Origin of the sequence: Mucilaginibacter sp. 5C4, assembly GCF_034345625.1 — a bacterium.
Lineage (GTDB): Bacteria > Bacteroidota > Bacteroidia > Sphingobacteriales > Sphingobacteriaceae > Mucilaginibacter > Mucilaginibacter aurantiaciroseus.
This window is the reverse complement of sequence record NZ_CP133775.1, coordinates 1,176,204-1,195,012: the sequence shown is the minus strand read 5'-3', so window position 1 is coordinate 1,195,012 and position 18,809 is coordinate 1,176,204. Positions and strand designations below refer to the sequence as shown.

General features: G+C 45.5%; 12 protein-coding genes. 1 reads left to right on the top strand and 11 read right to left on the bottom strand.

The genetic code is table 11. From position 1 onward, the window contains the following. Positions 1–128: 128 nt before the first annotated feature. From RHM67_RS05545 to RHM67_RS05505, 9 genes are all read right to left on the bottom strand, one after another. Positions 129–1,295, bottom strand: a complete 1,167-nt coding sequence (locus RHM67_RS05545) for an efflux RND transporter periplasmic adaptor subunit (RefSeq protein ID WP_322231118.1) — start codon at positions 1,293–1,295, stop codon at positions 129–131. Next, positions 1,292–2,182, bottom strand: coding sequence for a TolC family protein (locus RHM67_RS05540; protein ID WP_322231117.1), 891 nt, complete (start codon positions 2,180–2,182; stop codon positions 1,292–1,294). The genes RHM67_RS05545 and RHM67_RS05540 overlap by 4 nt, the downstream gene beginning before the upstream one ends. An 8-nt stretch (positions 2,183–2,190) precedes the next feature. After that, positions 2,191–5,682: a CusA/CzcA family heavy metal efflux RND transporter gene (locus RHM67_RS05535; RefSeq protein ID WP_322231116.1), complete on the bottom strand. Its 3,492-nt coding sequence runs from the start codon at positions 5,680–5,682 to the stop codon at positions 2,191–2,193. 40 nt (positions 5,683–5,722) lie between these two features. After that, entirely contained in the window at positions 5,723–5,935 is a 213-nt protein-coding gene (locus tag RHM67_RS05530; RefSeq protein WP_322231115.1) for a hypothetical protein, read from the bottom strand. A 167-nt stretch (positions 5,936–6,102) separates the two neighbouring features. Beyond that, positions 6,103–6,342: a hypothetical protein gene (locus RHM67_RS05525; protein WP_322231114.1), complete on the bottom strand. Its 240-nt coding sequence runs from the start codon at positions 6,340–6,342 to the stop codon at positions 6,103–6,105. A gap of 406 nt (positions 6,343–6,748) precedes the next feature. Beyond that, complete coding sequence (locus RHM67_RS05520) at positions 6,749–8,200, bottom strand: rubredoxin domain-containing protein (protein ID WP_322231113.1); 1,452 nt, start codon at positions 8,198–8,200, stop codon at positions 6,749–6,751. After that, entirely contained in the window at positions 8,200–11,709 is a 3,510-nt protein-coding gene (locus tag RHM67_RS05515) for a molybdopterin-dependent oxidoreductase (protein WP_322231112.1), read from the bottom strand. Before RHM67_RS05515 ends, RHM67_RS05520 begins: the two co-directional genes overlap by 1 nt. A 21-nt stretch (positions 11,710–11,730) precedes the next feature. After that, a complete protein-coding gene (locus tag RHM67_RS05510; RefSeq protein WP_322231111.1) occupies positions 11,731–13,026 on the bottom strand; it encodes an MFS transporter in 1,296 nt (431 codons plus the stop codon). A 31-nt stretch (positions 13,027–13,057) separates the two neighbouring features. Next, on the bottom strand, positions 13,058–14,599 hold the full coding sequence (locus RHM67_RS05505) for an alginate export family protein (RefSeq protein ID WP_322231110.1): 1,542 nt from the start codon (positions 14,597–14,599) through the stop codon (positions 13,058–13,060). A 426-nt stretch (positions 14,600–15,025) separates the two neighbouring features. On the opposite strand from RHM67_RS05505, the gene RHM67_RS05500 reads away from it, so the two are divergent. Continuing rightward, entirely contained in the window at positions 15,026–15,721 is a 696-nt protein-coding gene (locus tag RHM67_RS05500) for a Crp/Fnr family transcriptional regulator (protein ID WP_322231109.1), read from the top strand. On the opposite strand, the gene nirD is transcribed toward RHM67_RS05500, so the two are convergent. Beyond that, positions 15,722–16,072: a nitrite reductase small subunit NirD gene (gene nirD, locus RHM67_RS05495; RefSeq protein WP_322231108.1), complete on the bottom strand. Its 351-nt coding sequence runs from the start codon at positions 16,070–16,072 to the stop codon at positions 15,722–15,724. Between the two features lie 145 nt (positions 16,073–16,217). Next, the gene (gene nirB / locus RHM67_RS05490) at positions 16,218–18,713 is read right to left on the bottom strand and encodes a nitrite reductase large subunit NirB (protein WP_322231107.1); all 2,496 of its coding nucleotides are present in this window, start codon (positions 18,711–18,713) and stop codon (positions 16,218–16,220) included. Positions 18,714–18,809 lie beyond the last annotated feature (96 nt).

Genomic DNA, 18,809 nt, shown 5'->3' with positions numbered 1-18,809 from the left:
AATTAAAACCCTTTAATGAATTATGTAGGTCGAAGATTGTCTAAAGTAAAAAACCTAATCTTATTTTATGCAACAGCCTTAATTAGAAACTGATTATAATTATAATTACAATTATGAATGAGTATTATCTATTCACTATCGTCACCCGTATTTTTCATTGCCGATAAAATAGAGAAGGCCCCCTTTAGAACAAAAGTATGATCCTTTAACTCCGGCTTGATCAATGAAATTTGGTTCCAGCCATCTTGTTGAATCCCAATTTTTACAGGTAATAGGCTATAGAAAATATTAGGCCCTTGTTTTGTTGCTATGAAGATGCCCTTTTGCCCGCTATAATTCACCAGTGCCGCATCAGGTACCGCCAAAGTATTTTGTGGTTTGGTGTTTATGGTAGCTTGGATAAACATATTGGGCAACAGATTTTTATCTGTTTTCAAAAAGTGACAGTGCACCATCACGCTGCGTGTTGAGTCCAACACTCGACCGATCAAGATTATTTTGCCGGGATATGTTTTACCGGGGACGCTTGGTAATTTAATATCTACACTATTGCCAATAGTTATTTTCGATATATCCTGCTCAAATACAGTCAGTGCCGCGTGGATGTCGTCTGTATTCACTAATTCCATTAAAACATCTGTAGGGTTGGTAAATTTGCCGACGCTAACATTTACCTTCGACACGTAACCGGTTATGGGTGAGGGAATGTTAACAACCGACCGGATTGTTGCCGGCGTTAATTTCTTTGCATCAATACCTATCATTCGGAGTTTTTGTGCTAAACCCGCTGCCTGGGCCAACTCGCTGTTATATTCGGATTGTGACTGCTGGTAAAGCTTGAGCGGGCTTGCCTGTTGCTGGCTCAGTACTTTTTGGCGCTCCATTTCCTGTTTTAAAAAGGTGATCTTGCTTACGGAAGTTAAATAATCCTGCTGGATAGTAATATATTCCTGATTTTCTATCTGTGCTATTATTTGCCCCTTAACCACATGCTCGCCCGGTAACATCGTGGTTCGTTTTAAAAAACCGCCCATGGGGACGTTGACCGCTATTAAATTTTCTGGTGGTACATCTACCTGCCCGTTAACGCTTATCTTGGCGTTAAGCAGACGCATAGGTAGTTTACCAGTGTCAATCCCTCCATTTTTGTTTTGCTCAGGTGTAAAACTAATGGTGTTACCTTTTGCTTTATTTTGTTGTTGCAATGGCTCACTACCCCCGTCCTTTTTGTCATCTTTTTTTCCGCCGCACGCGGTAAGCAAGGCTGCGACAATTAATAGATATAATAATTTCATGGTTTCTCTGTTTCGCCCTGGTAGTACCAGAGTTGATTAATGGTTTGGTCTAATTGCAGCAGCGCATCAAGCCGGTCGGTTCGTAATTGAATAGATTGATTGTAATAGTTGGCCCACTCCAGGTAGCTAATACCGCCGCTATTAAATGATAACGTGGCTGTGCGCACTAACTCTGAAGCTTGTTTGAGCGCCGCAGATTCATAATAGTTGAGTGCCTTAAGTTGTTGACTGTAGCGCCGATAACTTTGTAGCCATTGCCCGCGCCATTCCAGTTGCTTTGCCGTGTAAGTATATTCTGATGCTTTTTTTTGGTAGCCGGCCGATTTTACAGCAGCTTTATATTGGTTAAAAAATAGAGGAATATTCAATCCAACCATATAAGAGGAGAACCGCGCGCCCTTATTGAGCATTAGATTGGAATTGCGTATATCCGGGCCTGCAAGACTTTGATTGCTGTAACTCAGGCTCAAATCCGGTAAGGCTTTGGCCTTGCTTACTTTCACTTTCCACCCGGCAATCAACACCTGTTGTTGCGCTTGTTTTACTTCGGGGTTATCCAATGCTTTAGCAGTATCAGGTAAAAAGATATTTTGCCATGCGGGTGGGGCTTGTTCTGTTGGTAAATACGCCACGCTTCCGCCGGTTAAGAGCATCAGCTTATTTTGCAGCACTCCAATTTCCGATTCAACTAATTGACGCTGATTAATGAGCATCCCTGCTTTAGCCTCCGCACTTGTTAAATTGATTCTGGAAGTTTCGCCCATTTTAAACCGCAGTTGTTCCAGTTTGATCACATTTGTATAAACAGAATCCTGATCTTTTAACAACTGTAATTTAGCGATTGAGGCGGTGAGTTGAAGGTACACATCCCGTACCTGGTAGGCCAATTGGTTTCTTAAATTTTTTCCTGCAACGCTGATAGCCCGGCCTCTGCATTATAGTAATTACGCTGATTGGTGTAATAACCGGGCAATGCAAAGTTTTGGGTCACAGAGAAGCGGTTATCGGTATTTGAACTATTAATATTGCCAGCATCGTAAGACAACTGTGTTTTGGCAATGTCATAGGCACTCCCCACGTTTGCCTTACCCGCCAATGTCTGGTTCTGGGCTGCTTTCAAAGTTAAATTATTATTTAACGCCAGCGTAATTGCTTCATTTACAGTAATGCGTTTTTCTATGTTTATTTGTGCTTTAAGCGGTAGCACAAAGCATAATAACAAAACGGTTATGATAGTGCTTTTTTTAGCTTTGCCTTTCCCGCCACCATCAGCTTTTGGTTTAGATGCGAACTGTTTATACAAAGCGGGTAATACAACCAGCGTTAATAACGTAGCGGTTATCAACCCACCAATTACAACCGTTGCCAACGGCCTTTGCACTTCTGCCCCCGCATGGGTTGATATGGCCATCGGGAAGAAACCTAACGAAGCCACGGTAGCCGTCATCAACACCGGGCGAAGCCTGTTAGCCGTACCTTTCTTTATCCGCTCGTCTGCATCATCGTCGCCATCTTCTTTGAGGCGGTTAAATTCACTTATCAAAACAATACCATTTAGTACCGCTACGCCAAAAAGCGCAATAAAACCAACGCCGGCAGATATGCTGAAGGCCATGCCGCGTATCCATAATGCAAACACACCACCAGTTGCTGCTAATGGTATGGCAGAAAACACAATTAATGCTTCCCTGAATTGATTAAAGGTAAAATACAAGAGGATAAATATGAAGAATAATGATCCCGGAACAGCTATAGCTAACCGCGCTTTAGCCGAATTTAGGTTTTCAAATTGCCCGCCATATTCAACATGATAACCGGGCGGCAATTTTAGTTGTTGCTGTACCTGCGCCTGAAGGTCTTTTACAACCCCTTCTACGTCCCGCCCACGTACATTAAATGAAACCGAGATCTTCCGCTCGCCATTTTCGCGCTGTACCTGGTTGGGCCCATCTTTTATTTCTATCGAAGCCAACTGGCTTAACGGAACCTGGTTGCCATTTGACGTATTAACAAGCAACTCACCAATATGATCGAAATTTGCACGCGCGGTATCTGCTATACGCAGCATTATGTCAAACTGTCTTTCGCCCTCATACATGTTGCCGGCTTTTTCCCCTGCAAAAGTTGCGTTTACGGTGTGGTTAACTTGGCTAATGCTTACGTTATATTGTGCCAGTGCTGCCCGGTTATAATGAACTACGATTTGCGGCAAGCCACCAATTTTTTCAGAATAAACATCGGCTGCACCCTTTGTACCCGCCACCAAGCCGCTTAGTTTACCTGCAAGTTTTGCCAGTTGGGTAAGGTCGTCGCCAAATATTTTTACTACAACGTCCTGCTTAGCTCCGGATATCAGTTCATTGAACCGCATTTGTACCGGATATTCGAAACCTACATTTAAGCCGGGGATCTGCGACAGTTTTTTACTCATTGCCTCCTGTAAACCCGCGTAGTCTTTGGCGGTGGTCCAAGTCGATTTATCGTTAAGGGTTATAAAAACGTCGCATTGTTCAAGCGACATCGGGTCGGTGGGGATCTCTGCTGAACCAATCCTGCAGGTTACCTGTTGCACTTCGGGGAACTTTTTTAGTTCCTCGCTTGCCATCTTCATCCCTTTAATGGTTTGCGTTAAGGATGTACCGGGCAAAAAGCGGGCATCTAAGGCAAAGTCTCCTTCTTCCAACTGCGGGATAAATTCGCCACCTAAGCCATTGAAAACCCAGTAGGCCAATCCAAATAATAACACCGCAATCAATATAACCATTTTGGTGTGCGCGATGGCCGCTTTTAATAAGGGTTCGTAGCGCCGCTGGATTGCGGCCATCATTTTATCGGAAAGATTAGTTTTCTTTTTGGTTTTTTTACTCATGGTAAGCGCCGTCATCATGGGCACATAAGTAAGCGATAGTATAAATGCACCCAATAATGCAAAAGCTACCGTCTCTGCCATCGGCCTGAACATTTTACCCTCTATGCCTTCTAAACTCAATATGGGCAGGTAAACAATCAAGATAATGATCTGACCGAAAATGGCCACACTCATCAGCCGGGAGGCTGATTGTTTGACTTCATCATCAACCTCGTTCTGCGAAAATTCATTTTCATTAAGATGGTTGTTGATCTTGTCCCTGAAACGGTGCATTACGCCTTCTACTATGATCACCGCACCGTCTACAATCAAACCAAAATCCAAAGCGCCCAAGCTCATCAGATTGGCAGATACATGAAAGATATTCATAACGATGAGCGCAAACAACATCGCGAGCGGGATAACGGACGCCACTACTAAGCCCGAGCGAAAATTGCCGAGGAATACAACTAACACAAAGATTACGATCAACGCCCCCTCTATCAGGTTGCGCTTTACCGTTGATATCGAATTACCAACCATCTTGCTGCGTTCGTAGTAGGGGAGTATGGTAACCCCTTCAGGAAGGCGTTTTTTGATGAGCTCAACTTTTTCCTTCACATTTTTTACCACATCCATCGCATTGGCACCTTTGAGCATTAATACCACCGCGCCGCTCACTTCGCCATATTTGTTGTTGTACATGGCACCAAACCTGATGGCGCTGCCCTCTTTAATCTCGGCAACATCTGCCAGCCGCATAGGTATGCCGCGGGAGGTTTTTACTGGGATGCTTTGCAGGTCTTCTATAGAAGAAGCCATACCTTCGGTGCGAATGTAATAGGCATTGGGGCCATTTTCTATGTAGGCTCCACCGGTGTTTTCATTGTTTTGCTGTACAGCATTAAAAAGCTGATCGAGCGTGATGCCTAAGCTTTTGATCTTAGCGGGATCAACCACTACCTGATATTGTTTCAACTTCCCGCCGAGGCTGCTCACATCTGCCACACCCGGCACGCCAAGTAACTGGCGGCGCACTATCCACTCCTGCAGGGTACGCAACTGGGTTAAAGTGTACCTGTTTTCGTAGCCGGGCTTGGGTACTACATAATATTGATATACCTCGCCTAAGCCGGTAGTTACCGGCCCCATATCCGGCTCGCCAATACCCGGCGGGATCATTCCCTTAAGCTGATTTAAACGCTCGCTTACCTGTTGCCGGGCTTTGGTAATATCTACGCCGTCATCAAAAACCACGGTGACATTTGACAGTCCGAAACGGGAGATAGAACGCATCTCTTTTAGCTGCGGCAAGGAAGCCATCAACCTTTCGGTTGGAGCGGTTATCAGGCGCTCCACCTCGGGAGCTGCCAGCGACGGAGAAACCGTAATGATCAGTACCTGGTTATTGGTAATATCAGGCACAGCATCAACAGGTAACTTAGAAGCTGAATAAACACCTGCGGCTATAAGGATTAATACAAATAACCCAATAATGAGCTTATTGCGTACAGAGAACTCAATGATACGGTCAATCATAAACAGATTTAATCAACGTGAAAATTTTTATTGATTGAATCTATCGAGCTGGCTTCATTATCTTTTTTGGAACCGGCTGATTGGATTTTTTAGCCTTAGCAGGTTCTTTTGTAGCTTTATGCAGGCTGTCACTTTTCCGGTTCTTTTTCCAGTTATCACTTATTTTTTTTTCACTTACAGTTTGGCCCTGAGCCGGCACCTGGCAAATGTTAAACGCAGCAAATACTGCTGCCATGTAAATAAACGTCTTCATAGTAATTGCATTAATAAATCTAACTTAAAGCAATTTTAAAGCAACATACTGAAGACAATCTGGATTGACAGCAAAGAACTAAAATACAATAGTAAACCTGTGCAGGGAATCAGAATATTCGTAAGTGAGCGCCCATCCGTAAACGCTGCAGATGTTTTTTACGATGGTTAAACCCAAGCCTGCGCCATCGGAACTATTCCTTTTTGAAAACGATTGAAAATTGTCTGCGGATCAAGGGCATTACCATTCCCTGAGTTAAGAAAAACAAGCCGGGTGCTTGTTAACTCAATTGTAATATCACCCTTATTTACATTATGCCTGATGGCGTTACTAAAAAGGTTATTAAATAAAATGTCTATTAAATATTTACTAACAGTTAGCTCCTTAGAAACTAACGCTGTTTGCACCGTTAGTTCTTTTGAAGTAAGCAGCTCCTGAAATTGCCTTTGTTTCTCGATCAGCAGTTCCTGAAGATCTAATTCGTCTGCACCGGTTATAAGATCGTTTCTATTTTGACCAATAATAGCAGAGATTGGTTAAGCCTGGATAGCTTATCGAGGAAAGATTCACAGCACTAAGTGCATTAATGAAAAACGATGCGTTTTTGTGCAAATTCTGTGCACAAAAAACCCACACTTGCCGAAGTGTGGGTTAAATCATTGATTTTTAAGCTCCCTTGACTGGGCAGAATTCGAACCAATTTATTGATCAAATGCGCGTTTTGAGCGAATTAAAAGACATTGATGAAACGGAAACTGTGTAGATCTCAAACCAATGGTACTGTTAGAAGAACAATTTTAATAAGGAGGGTTGTTAAATTGAAATAGCTATTGCCATTAAAACCATATTGAACTTATCCTTACCCGATTCGCAAACAGGACAGCTGTAATAATCCAAACTTTCAAATGGGCTACCCGGCTCAACCCCATTTTGTTGATCACCATAAGCCGCATCATAAATGGTTAAGCAACAACTGCATTGGTGTGCTTGCTTTTGCTCGATTTTTAGTTCGCTTTTTCTAACCGGTTTGTCCGGTTGCGTAATATTAGTTTGCTCAGCATAATACCTGTCGCATAGAGCAATAAGATGCTTACTTAATTGTTCCCTTAAAATACCCTTTTGATAAATTACAACTTCTTTGGTGTTGGGGTTAAAATCTTGGGTATGGGCAATTACATATAAGTTCTTAGCTTCTTCGCGGATTATAATAGAGCCGTACAGCCCCGCTTTTGGCGACCGCTTAACCACAAAACTAAGGCGGTAGGTCCGCAGGTCCGCTTCTTCAAACTCTCGTACCAGTTGCTGTTTAAGCTGTAGGCATTGGTTGCAAAGGTCCTCTACCTGCCAGTTTAGTTCGTTGGAAGCATGGCGTACATTGATCCGGTATTTATCGAGTATATTACCCCACAATGGGCGGTCTTTTGTTCCTATATTTTTGATCAATAATGATTTCCAGGGGCTAACGTATAATTGACCAACGCGGGTTTGCATACATAAGTTGCAGACCTCTTGGAGCAATTCAATGGCAAAAAGCTCATCGCGGCGGTAAATACCCAACCAGTATTTGTTACCCTGCTTGTTAAAACCTTCGTAGTAGGGTAATTGAAAATCGGGGAGCTTTAAAGGCTGGTCTATCTGCTGGATCACAAAATCTTCACCTGCTGATACCATTTGATGCAAGAGGTTTGAATCAATTTCCGGCTGATCGTAAAACATCTGCTTATTCGCAAAAACCACTTCCTCTATCGCTTTGGCTATCGCGGGGATATCCTCAGAGTAAATTAAGGAGGGCCAACTGTACAGGATATTGGTTTTAGGGTACCTGAGCTGCAAGTACCAGTAATTACTTACCGATGATGATATAAAATTGAGATTTCCGGTAAAAAACGGGGCGAATGTTTGGCTGCCATCCACAATATTGATCTTCAGGCGCGGTTTATAATTAAACAGGTCGAAAACATCTTTGTAGACACCCTCCTTCAACCAGTTCTCCTGGTTAAAAATACCATCGGCAATGTACGAGCTTACCATGTTGGGATATTCTGCAGCATCCGCTTCGTAATCAACACCGGCTTTCAGCAGCTCAATATCCAGGGCATCCAACTCGCTGGCATCAATCTCAAAATACAATTGCTGGCGGTTACCAAAACGAATCTGTGTGGCACCGGCATTTTGTGCCAATACCAAAATTTCATACAGGTCACCTGCTGCCACAACGCCACCCGGCAAATTTATTTTGATCTGCTTTTTACCGTTGTTTTGCATTATACCGCATTTACCGTTTGCATTTTTTCCAATAACCGTTTTACCTCGGGCTTGCAACTGCCGCAGCCCATGCCGGCGCCGGTGGCCGTGCAAAGGCTGGCAAGGTTATCGCAGCCAGCCTCAATTTTGTTGCGGAGATTGCCCGCGCCCACATTATTACAACTGCATACCAATTTACCTAAAACTGGCTCGGCAGTTTTGCCGCTACGAAGCAACTGAAGCCGTTTATGGTTCAGTTCGGTTTTGTTGGCGATTAATTCCCTAAACTCTAAAAACTCGCTCTTATCGCCTATCAAAATAGTACCCACCAGTTTATCCTGGTGGATGATACACTTTTTATAGTAGCGTTTGGCCTTATCAATAAATACAATTTCCTCGTAGTCCATATCATCCGGGCAGTCTGACAAACCAATACTGCACAGATCGAACCCGTGGATCTTGATGATATTCATAAATAAGCTGCCTTTGTAATAGCTGGCAATATCGCCGTTCATGTAAGCGGCAACCACTTCTGCCTGCTGCTCGGCGGCGGCGGTGATGCCGTACAGGATGCCGTTAAATTCGGCTATCTCACCAATGGCGTAGATGTATGGATCGCTGGTGAGCAGGCGTTCGTTTACCAAAACGCCGCGCTTGCAATCCAGTCCGCAATCTTTGGCTATCTCCAGGTTAGGCGTGGTGCCAATGGCCAGTATCATGGCATCGCAGTTTATTTTGCGCCCGCTCCGTAAACCTATGCCGGTTAGTTTGGAGCGGCCGAAGAACAGTTGCACCTCGTCATCATAAAAGATATCGCAGCCCTGGTCGACCATTTCCTCGTGCAACAGGCGGCTACCCAATTCATCAAGCTGCCGGTTTAAAAACCGGGATGTGCGCTGGATGATGGTAATCGTAATGCCTATCTCGCGGAGCGAAGCGGCCATTTCCAAGCCTAATAAACCGCCGCCGACTATAACCACATGCCCGCCTTTTGGCACGTGCTTTTTAAAGTTATCGGCATCGTTACGGCTGCGCATGCTGAAGATGCCGGGCAGCGACGGTACGTTTTTGGGGATAGATGCCCGGCTGCCTGTTGCCAGCAACAGTACATCATAATAAGTTTTTACACCACGACTGTCAATCACAAACTTGTTGGCGCGGTCTATCTTTTCTACGCTTACGCCACGCAGCAAACGGATGTTGTAGCCAGGTTCTTCCTCATCGGTCATTTTAACCAATTGCTCCCAACGCTGCTCGCCGCTGATGTAATCGGGCAGCATTACACGGTTGTAGAACGGAAAATCTTCTTTACTAAAAATGGTAATCTCGTCTTCCTTATTCAATTCGCGGTACGATTTAACGAAGCCGTAGGCCCCCGCCCCTGCCCCAACCACCACGATGCGCTGAAACGGTTTTTTATATTTTTGAACGCTTACCGAGCAATATTTAAAATCCGGTTCTTTGGAAATGGGGTCTACCGCATCGTTGGTTAAGTTGTTTACGCGGTTAAGGTCGTTACCCAATATTTTGCCCCAATGCATGGGCATAAATACTACGCCTTGTTTTATTTCTGCGGACAGTTTCGCCTTCACTTGCACCTCGCCCCGGCGGGATGTAATAACGGTGACATCCCCCTCTTTGATACCCAGTTGTGCGGCATCCTGAGGGTGTATCTCTAAAAAAGCCTGTTTAACGTGCTGGTTCAGTTTATTAACCTTACCTGTTTTGCTCATGGTGTGCCACTGATCGCGGATGCGGCCGGAGGTGAGGATAAAGGGGTAGTCGTTATCCGGGAGTTCGCTGTTAAGAGCATCGGGCACGGCGCTGATGAGGGCGTTCTTGCTTTCGGTATAAAAGCGTTTATCGGTAAATAATCGGGGTGTTCCGGTGTTTTTCTTCGATTTATAGGGCCATTGAACAGTGCCTTCGCGTTTCAATATCTCATAATTCAATCCGCTGATATCAATCGTAGTTTTTGAGGTGAGTTTGGCGTGTTCGGCATAAATTTCGGCTGCATTTTTAAAATCGAAACCGTGATAGCCCATCTTTTGCGCAAAGCGGCAAATAATCTCGCTATCGGGCAGGGCCTCACCCGGTGCGTCTAATATCTTCTCCAGGTAACTAATTCGCCGCTCGGAGTTAGTCATGGTGCCTTCCTTTTCGGCCCAAGCAGCAGCAGGGAGTATCACATCGGCGTACGCCAACGTTTCGGGCTTGTTGCTTATCTCCTGCACTACCACGAATTTTGCTTTTTTAAGGGCCTCCTCTGCCAAACGTACATTGGGCAAACTGGTAAGCGGGTTAGTGCACATTATCCAGATGGCTTTCAGGCGGCCATCGTTCAAGGCCTCGAACATCTCGGTGGCGGTAAGGCCGGGCTTGGCGGCAATTTCCGTTCCGCCCCAAAACTTCTGCACCTCGGCCCGATGCAGCGGGTTGGCCAGGTTGCGATGAGCAGGCAACAGGTTGGCTAAACCGCCAACTTCGCGCCCGCCCATTGCATTTGGCTGACCGGTTAATGATAGCGGGCCCGAGCCCGGCTTACCAATGTGCCCGGTTATTAAATTGAGGTTTATAAGGCTTAAATTTTTGTATACCCCTACGGTGCTCTGGTTAAGCCCCATCGTCCACATAGAGATAAAGCCTTTGGCCTGCCCGATGTATTGGGCAGCAAGGCGAATATCATGCTCGGCTACGCCACAGATCTGTGCCGCTTCGGCCACGCTGCGTTCAAATACCAGCCGACTATACTGCTCAAACCCATCAGCATGGTTGTTGATAAAATCCACGTCGATGTCACCATTTTCTATCAGCACACGGCCAATGGCATGGTTAAGCGTAATATCGGTACCGGGGTTTAGCTGCAGATGCAAATCGGCAATGCCGCAGGTATCGGTAGCACGCGGATCTACCACGATGATCTTCACACCGGGATTAGCCGCCTTATGCGCCTCCACCCTTCGCCACAAAATAGGGTGGCACCAGGCCGGGTTGGCGCCGGTTACATAAAAGCAGTCGGCCAGTTCAATATCATCATAGCAAACCGGTACGCTATCCTCGCCCAAAGCTATTTTGTAAGCCGCCACCGCGCTGCTCATACAAAGGCGCGAATTGGTATCGATATTATTACTACCGATAAAACCCTTCATCAGCTTGTTCACCACGTAATACTCCTCGGTAAGGCATTGCCCGGAGGCGTAAAACGCCACCGAATCGGGCCCGTATTTTTGGATGAAGGTTTTAAAAACGGCTGCTGTACGCGCCAATGCATCGTCCCAGCTTACCCTTTGTATGGGCATGCTTTTGCTGTAACGCATTTGCGGGTACAGCAGCCTGTCGGTTTTATCATTAACGGTGTAATGCAGGTTTAGCCCCTTGCTGCACAGCATCCCCTTATTTACCGGGTGGCTTTTATCGCCCTCTAAAGTGATGCTGCCGTTTTTTTGCTTATTGATAACAACGCCGCAACCCACCCCGCAATAGCAGCAGGTACTTTTTTGTGTATTGGAGGATAGCTTGGTATTGGCCATTGTTATAATAATGCTTTCATGTTAAGCTATGTTTGCCTCTAAAACAAGCTCTTCGGCCTGCTTTGGCTGGGCTTGCTTCTGAAACCGGGTGACAAGTACAATTACCGATACCGCCATAACTGCATAACCTATATAAGTAAATGCCTGCACGTAAGTAATAGATTCCGACTTGAATAAAAAGCCGAACATCATGCCGCCCAGGTTACCGCCGGCGCCCACTATACCGCTCACCAGCCCTACGTTTTTGGCGTTTACAAAAGGCACAATACCATAAGTGGCACCGTTAGACATTTTGAGGAACAGTGCGAATGTTAGCATCGAAACAATGGCTATTACCAGCGAGCCGGAATGCGCGAACAGCACCAAACCGGCACCTTCCAACAACAGCACACCGGCCAGTAGCAAGCCCTTGCCGCGCATGCCGAATTTGCCGCCTACTTTATCTGATACGATACCGCCCAGTGCACGGGCAAAAATATTCATTAAACCGAAGATGCCGGCCCAAAAACCTGCCGAGCTTTGCGAGAGTTTAAACGTATCTACAAAGTGCAGCGAGGCCACGTTATCAAAAGTAATCTCCATACCAAAGCACATAGCATAGGCAAGCGTAAGCGCCCAGATGCGCCAGTCGCCAAGGATAGACCATTCTGTTTTTGAAGGGTTTGCGTTTGCGTATCCTACCTCATCGTAGTTGCCATTAGGGGTATCTTTAGTGTATTTCCAGTATAAAAGGGCAATAACCAGCATCATTACACCGGGTACGATCATGGCATAACGCCATGCCTCTGCCTTGGTGTAGCCGAAACCTACTATTGCGGCAAAAATTAAGGGCATCACCATATTGGTTACACCGCCGCCCAGGTTACCCCAGCCGCCGGTTACCGCGTTAGCCGTACCCTTTATGTTAGGTGCAAACATCATAGAGGTGTGGAACTGGGTAATTACAAACGATGCGCCGATAACGCCGATAGCCAGCCTGAATAGCAAGAAAGACGTATAATCATGCGCAAGGCCTACCAAAAACACGGGCAGGCAACCAACAAGCAGTAAGCGCACGGCTGTTTTACGTGGCCCCCAGGTATCGCAAAGTTTGCCGATGATCAAACGGGCAATGATGGTAGCAGCTACCGATGCGATGATGGTATTACCCACCTGCCCTTTGGTTAAATGCAGTTCGGTGCGGATGGTTGGCATGAGTGGTGCCAGGCCGAACCAGCCAAAAAAGCACACAAAAAACATAAGCCAGGTAGTGTGGAAGGTGCGCATTTGCACGCCTTTGAGCGAAAATATATTGAGTTTGGTAAGTTGTTTTTCCATGACCGTTTTAAATAAAAGCGTTTACGATTTGTTATTTATTCAAAAATTCGGGTTTGATATTCAGCTGCAGGTAGGCCCAAACGGGGTGTAGTTTGCTGCTGCCGGGCGTTAAGGCTTTGGCGTATTCCATGCTGCGGGTGGCTGCCATGTACGATAAGCCCAAATCTACATTGGTGAATTTATTGAGCTTATACACCGTGGTGAGATCAAATTCGGTACCCAGGTATTTTTCAATTGCCTGCCCATCGGTACCTTTTTGATCATTAGCCAGCAGGAAACCATGCCCGGCGAGTTCTGTACTGAAGCGTTTGTTGTTGGATACGTATTTCAGTTTTAGGTATGGGTTGCTTAGGCCGCCGGTTGGCGAGCCACTACCGGCATAAAAATAATCCATATAGCCCCAAAACTTATGTGGGGTACCGTAAAGCGGATCGAACCGGTGGTTGGTTTTAGATGCCGAAAATGCATCGATACCCGATAGGTAATCCCAACCCGCTGTGTAGCTTAAATTGCTGCCTTTATATAGCAGGGCGATGGTATAAGTGTAGGCGCTCAACGCCAAACCATCCTTATCATGCCCGCCCTGGTAGTAAAAACCGCCGTTGATGCCCCATTTATCTTTTGCGCCAAATACGGGGTTTATTAACAAGCCGGTGGTGTACCTGCCGTTTACGCCCGACTGATTAAAACGTTTGCCGTAAACGTAACCCTCATCGGTACCACTAATATTTTTTACAGAATCGAGCTTATACTTGCCAAACTGGTCGGCCAGGAACAGCCCGGATACTTTTGTTTTGTTGAACTTTTTGGAGAAGTAAATATACTCTAATGCCTTATAATTTTGATTGAGCGCGTTGGTTCCCGGTGGGTTTAAAAATGCGAGGGTACCTGTTTTTGAGCTCAGCCCGGCTGCATTTACCAGCGGGATAAAACCCGCAGGCGTGTTGGCTAGGTTGCCTTTGCTATCCTTTACGGTAGCAGGCACATTGGCGGGTGTATAATATGTGCCGTTGTAATTAACGGCGTCGCTGCTTTGGTTAAAAGCGCCGCCCAGGTCTACCTGCCATCCCTTCTGGATCAGTTTTAACACTATCGCGTCGTGGCGGCGGGCCTGCTGCAGCCAGTCTGATGCGCCTAATAATCGTTCGTCATCATAACTTAATTCCTGCCGGCCTATCTTAATCGCGAAGTAGTCTACCGGGGATATTTTAAAGGCCGTATCTTTTTTGTTGGATAATATCAGCTCTGCCCACGCTTCGTGTAAGCTTAAACGGCTGCCATCGTTTATGGTGATGGTTGATGCATCCTGCCCCCAAAGCCTCACATCCTGTATGGAGGTTTGAAAAATGAGCTTGCTGCTTTTATAGTTAAAGGTAAGCCTCGTTCGTTGCGACACGAAGGCGGCATTACTACTACCAATAGGCTTTAAAGTTCCGTAACCGTCGCGTAATTCGCCCCTTGTTTTTAGCTGCCCGGTTAAGGTTAGCTGTGCCGAAGCAGTATAGGAAACGAAACATGATACAATTAATAGAATTTTGCCTAAAGTGTATTGGTTTAATACATTTTTGTACATTTGGTTTAGTTTTTTATTTGTTAAAGCGATTAAAAACTGTTTAACCCTGCCTGGGAATGCGACCTCCCGGCAGGGCTTTTTTATTGTTTTTCTATTTTTATCATAGGCAGTGGCGGTTGTTGTTTTTCGAACGATTTATTATTATAAATATATCATAATTAATGATTAAATGCAATATTTAACTTTTTTTTAATATATTTTTATGATTAAAATCATAAAACAAACTATTTTTTAATAAAAATTGAAATAATGCCTACAAAAATTACTCAAAATATAGTTTTGATAATTTTATTTAGGCAATAATTCCATTTCAATAATAATTACATGATTAAATTAATATTAATGTAACTTTAATTATGCCAGAGCGTAAATAAATCCATATTTATCATAGTTTTGATTAAATAAAGCAAAAAAAGCCCCCGATAAATGAAAAAAAACACCCAGTGCGATAACCGGTCTTGCTTTTTGTGTAGAAGTTGCGTGAAAGAGTGGCTGCCAGCAATTGCCGCCAACAAAAGGAACTTTGTTGCTAAAAAAGGGCAGGTAATTTTCAGCGAAGGCGATCAGGTTACCGGGATTTATTTTGTTTACGATGGCAACGTAAAGGTGCATAAGAAATGGGGCGCCGATAAAGAGCTCATCATCCGCTTTGCTAATAAGGGTGCTATCTTCGGGCATAGGGTACTGGGTAAGCAGGCTACTAATTACCCCATATCAGCTACCGCTTTAGAAGAAAGCCTGATATGCTACGTAGATATGGAATTTTTTGATGCCAGCTTAAAAGTAAACCCGGGCTTTACTTATGATCTGATGCTGTTTTTTGCAGAGGAACTAAAAGAGGCCGAACGCAAAATGCGTAACCTGGCCCACATGCCGGTGAAAGGGCGGGTAGCCCAGGCGCTGATTTCTCTTCAAGAACAATTTGGGACAAATAAGGAAGGGCACGTAAATATCGAGCTAACCCGGCAGGATCTGGCATCCTACGCAGGCGCTACCTACGAAACCGTTTTTAGAGTAGTGAATGAGATGGTACAGGAAGAAGCCATTATTGCTAACGGTAAAAAAATAAGCATTACCGATACCGATAAGCTTTTTGCTTTAACACAGGATACTAACATGTAATTAAGCTACGCCTATAAAAACCTTACCATCTTCTACTTTTACCGGGTAGGTTTTGATTGTCATATCATCTTCGCCAAGGCATTCGCCGGTAAGCAACGAAAATGTTTTCTTATGAAACGGACAAGCCACTTTAGGTTCGCAGCTTTCGCCGGCACTGCCTATCATGCCGCGCGAAAGCGCCATTTGCTGTTTATGCGGACAAAGATTTTGGGTAGCATACCATTCGCCGCGGCGGCTGAAGTTAAATATGGCGATTTGCTTGTCGCCATGCTTAATGCACGACCCGCCGTTATCCGGCACATCACCTACATAGCAGGCCAGTATCCAGTTGATTGTTAATGTTGTTTCCATTGTGTTAAATATTTATAAGACAGAATGCCTCTTGTTTATTAATCGACACGTTATAGCGTTGTTTCATGCTGGCAAACACACCCCTCCGCCCCTCTCAAGAGGGGAATCGCGCATACCCACCGCTTTTTTCTTTCTTAAAACCTCTCTACCACTCTTTAGCCCGCGCCTGTTCGCGCATGGGTTCAAATTGTGCGGTGGGGTCTTTTTCTTCGGGAGCGTTTATAAAATGCGAAAAGCGTTTGCGCATAGTCGGGCTTTCTATTACTTCCTTCCATTCGCAATGGTAGGTGTTTACCAATGCCTGCATTTCTTCTTCCAATTGTTCTGCCAAACCCAGGCTATTGTTAACGACAACATTCTTGAGGTAACTCATCCCCCCATCCAGTTTGTTCAACCACGTTGCGGTGCGCGTAAGCTGATCGGCCGTTTTGATGTAGAACATCAAAAAGCGGTCGAGGTATTTGATAACGGTTTGGTTATCTATATCGGTGGCCAGCAATTGCGCGTGCTGCGGTTTGGAGCCGCCATTGCCGCATACGTATAAATTCCAGCCTTTTTCGGTGGCAATGATGCCGAAATCTTTGGCTTGCGCTTCGGCGCATTCGCGTACGCAGCCGCTTACGCCACCCTTTATTTTATGTGGTGCGCGAATGCCTTTGTACCTATCCTCTATTTCGATAGCAAAAGTTACGCTATCGTGCAAGCCGAAGCGGCACCAGGTACTGCCCACGCAACTTTTAACGGTGCGCAAAGCCTTGCCATAAGCGTGCCCGCTTTCAAAGCCGGCATCGATCAGTTCCTCCCAAATTGCCGGCAGATCATTCAAATGCGCGCCGAACATATCAATACGCTGGCCTCCGGTTATTTTGGTATAAAGGGCATACTTTTTAGCCACTTGCCCAATTACGATCAGTTTATCGGGCGTTATTTCTCCGCCGGGGATGCGCGGCACTACAGAATACGTACCACCTTTTTGGATGTTTGCCAAAAACCGGTCGTTACTGTCCTGTATCACTTCCTGCTTTACAATTACATCGTTCCAAAGGCTGGAGAGGATACTGGCTACAACCGGCTTACAAACTTCGCAGCCATCGCCTTTGCCATAATGATCCAGCACCAGGTCGTAATTCTTCAGGCCGTTTATTTTAACCAGGTCAAAAAGCTCCTGGCGCGAATAATCAAAATGCTCGCACACCACGTTCTTAATGTATTGCCCATTGACTTTCATGGTTCCGACAATCAGGTCTTTCACCAATGGCACGCAGCCACCGCAACCGGTACCGGCTTTGGTGCATTTTTTCATGCCATACATATTGGTGATACCTTGCTCGTTCACCGCGCCGCAGATAGCGGCTTTGGTAACCGCCTCGCAAGAACAGATGAGCGCGTCGTCGGGCAGGTTCATTACACCTGCACCCTCGCTTGCCGCGCCACCTCGCGAACCCAAGATCAGGTCTTCCGGATCGGGTGGCAGCACAATTTTATTATTTACGGTTTGCAGCAGCATGTTGTAAGCTTCTGCTTCGCCAATTAAAATACCGCCCAAAAGTTGCTTCCCATCGTTGCTGATGTTAATGCGTTTGTAAATACCCTTATGCGTATCTTCAAACAATATGGTACGGCAATCGGGCTCGGTAATAAAGGCATCGCCAAAGCTAGCTACATCAACACCAATCAGCTTTAGCTTGGTGCTCATATCGTAACCATAGAAAGATTTATCTGCATTTGTCAAATGGGCCGCCACAATATCCGCCATTTCGTAACCGGGTGCAACCAGGCCATATATCATGCCATCGTAAAGGGCGCATTCACCAATGGCGTAAATATGCTCGTCGCTGGTTTGCATTTTTTCGTTCACCATGATCCCGCCGCGTGTACCCACCTGCAAGCCAGCCAGCTTAGCCAACTCATCGCGCGGGCGGATGCCTGCCGAAATCACCAGCATATCTACCGGCAACAGGCTATCATCGTTAAAACGCAGGGCATCAATTTTTTTATCGCCCACAATGGCGGCAGTACTTTTATTTAAATGGATATGCAGGCCCAGTTGGTTAAGTTTCAGCTGCAGCATATTGCTACCTGCCGAATCTATCTGCCTTGGCATCAGCCTCGACGCAAACTCAATTACATGCGGCTCGGCTATACCCAGATCCATCAATGCTTTGGCAGCCTCCAGCCCAAGCAAGCCGCCGCCCATTACCGCGCCCGATTTTGCCGTGGCAGCGCACGCCTTTATCAGCTCCAGGTCTTCTATGGTACGGTAAACAAACACACCTTCTTTTTCTATTCCCGGTATATCGGGCACAAACGCAGAAGAGCCCGTGGCCAAAACCAGGTAATCGTAATGCAGGGATACGCCTTTTAAGGAGTGAATGGTTTTTTGAGCGCGGTTAATTTCCTGGATAGGATCGCCCAGGTGCAGTGTAATGTCATTATCGGCATACCATGCGTGCGTGGAAAGCGAAAGATCGTCGGCAGATTTGCCGTTGAAGTATTCGCTAAGGTGCACTCTATCGTAAGCATGGCGGGGTTCTTCACCAAAAACAATTATCCGGAACTGTGATGAGCGGGCCAACAGCTTTTCGCAAAACTTGTAGCCTACCATGCCGTTGCCTGCAACTATAATGGTTGGTTTTGACATTGTGATATTTTTTAATTGTTAAAGCGATTTTTCAGAACTAAATACATCAAACTACGACATTAAATGCATTTACATCACAATTATAATTCAAATAAT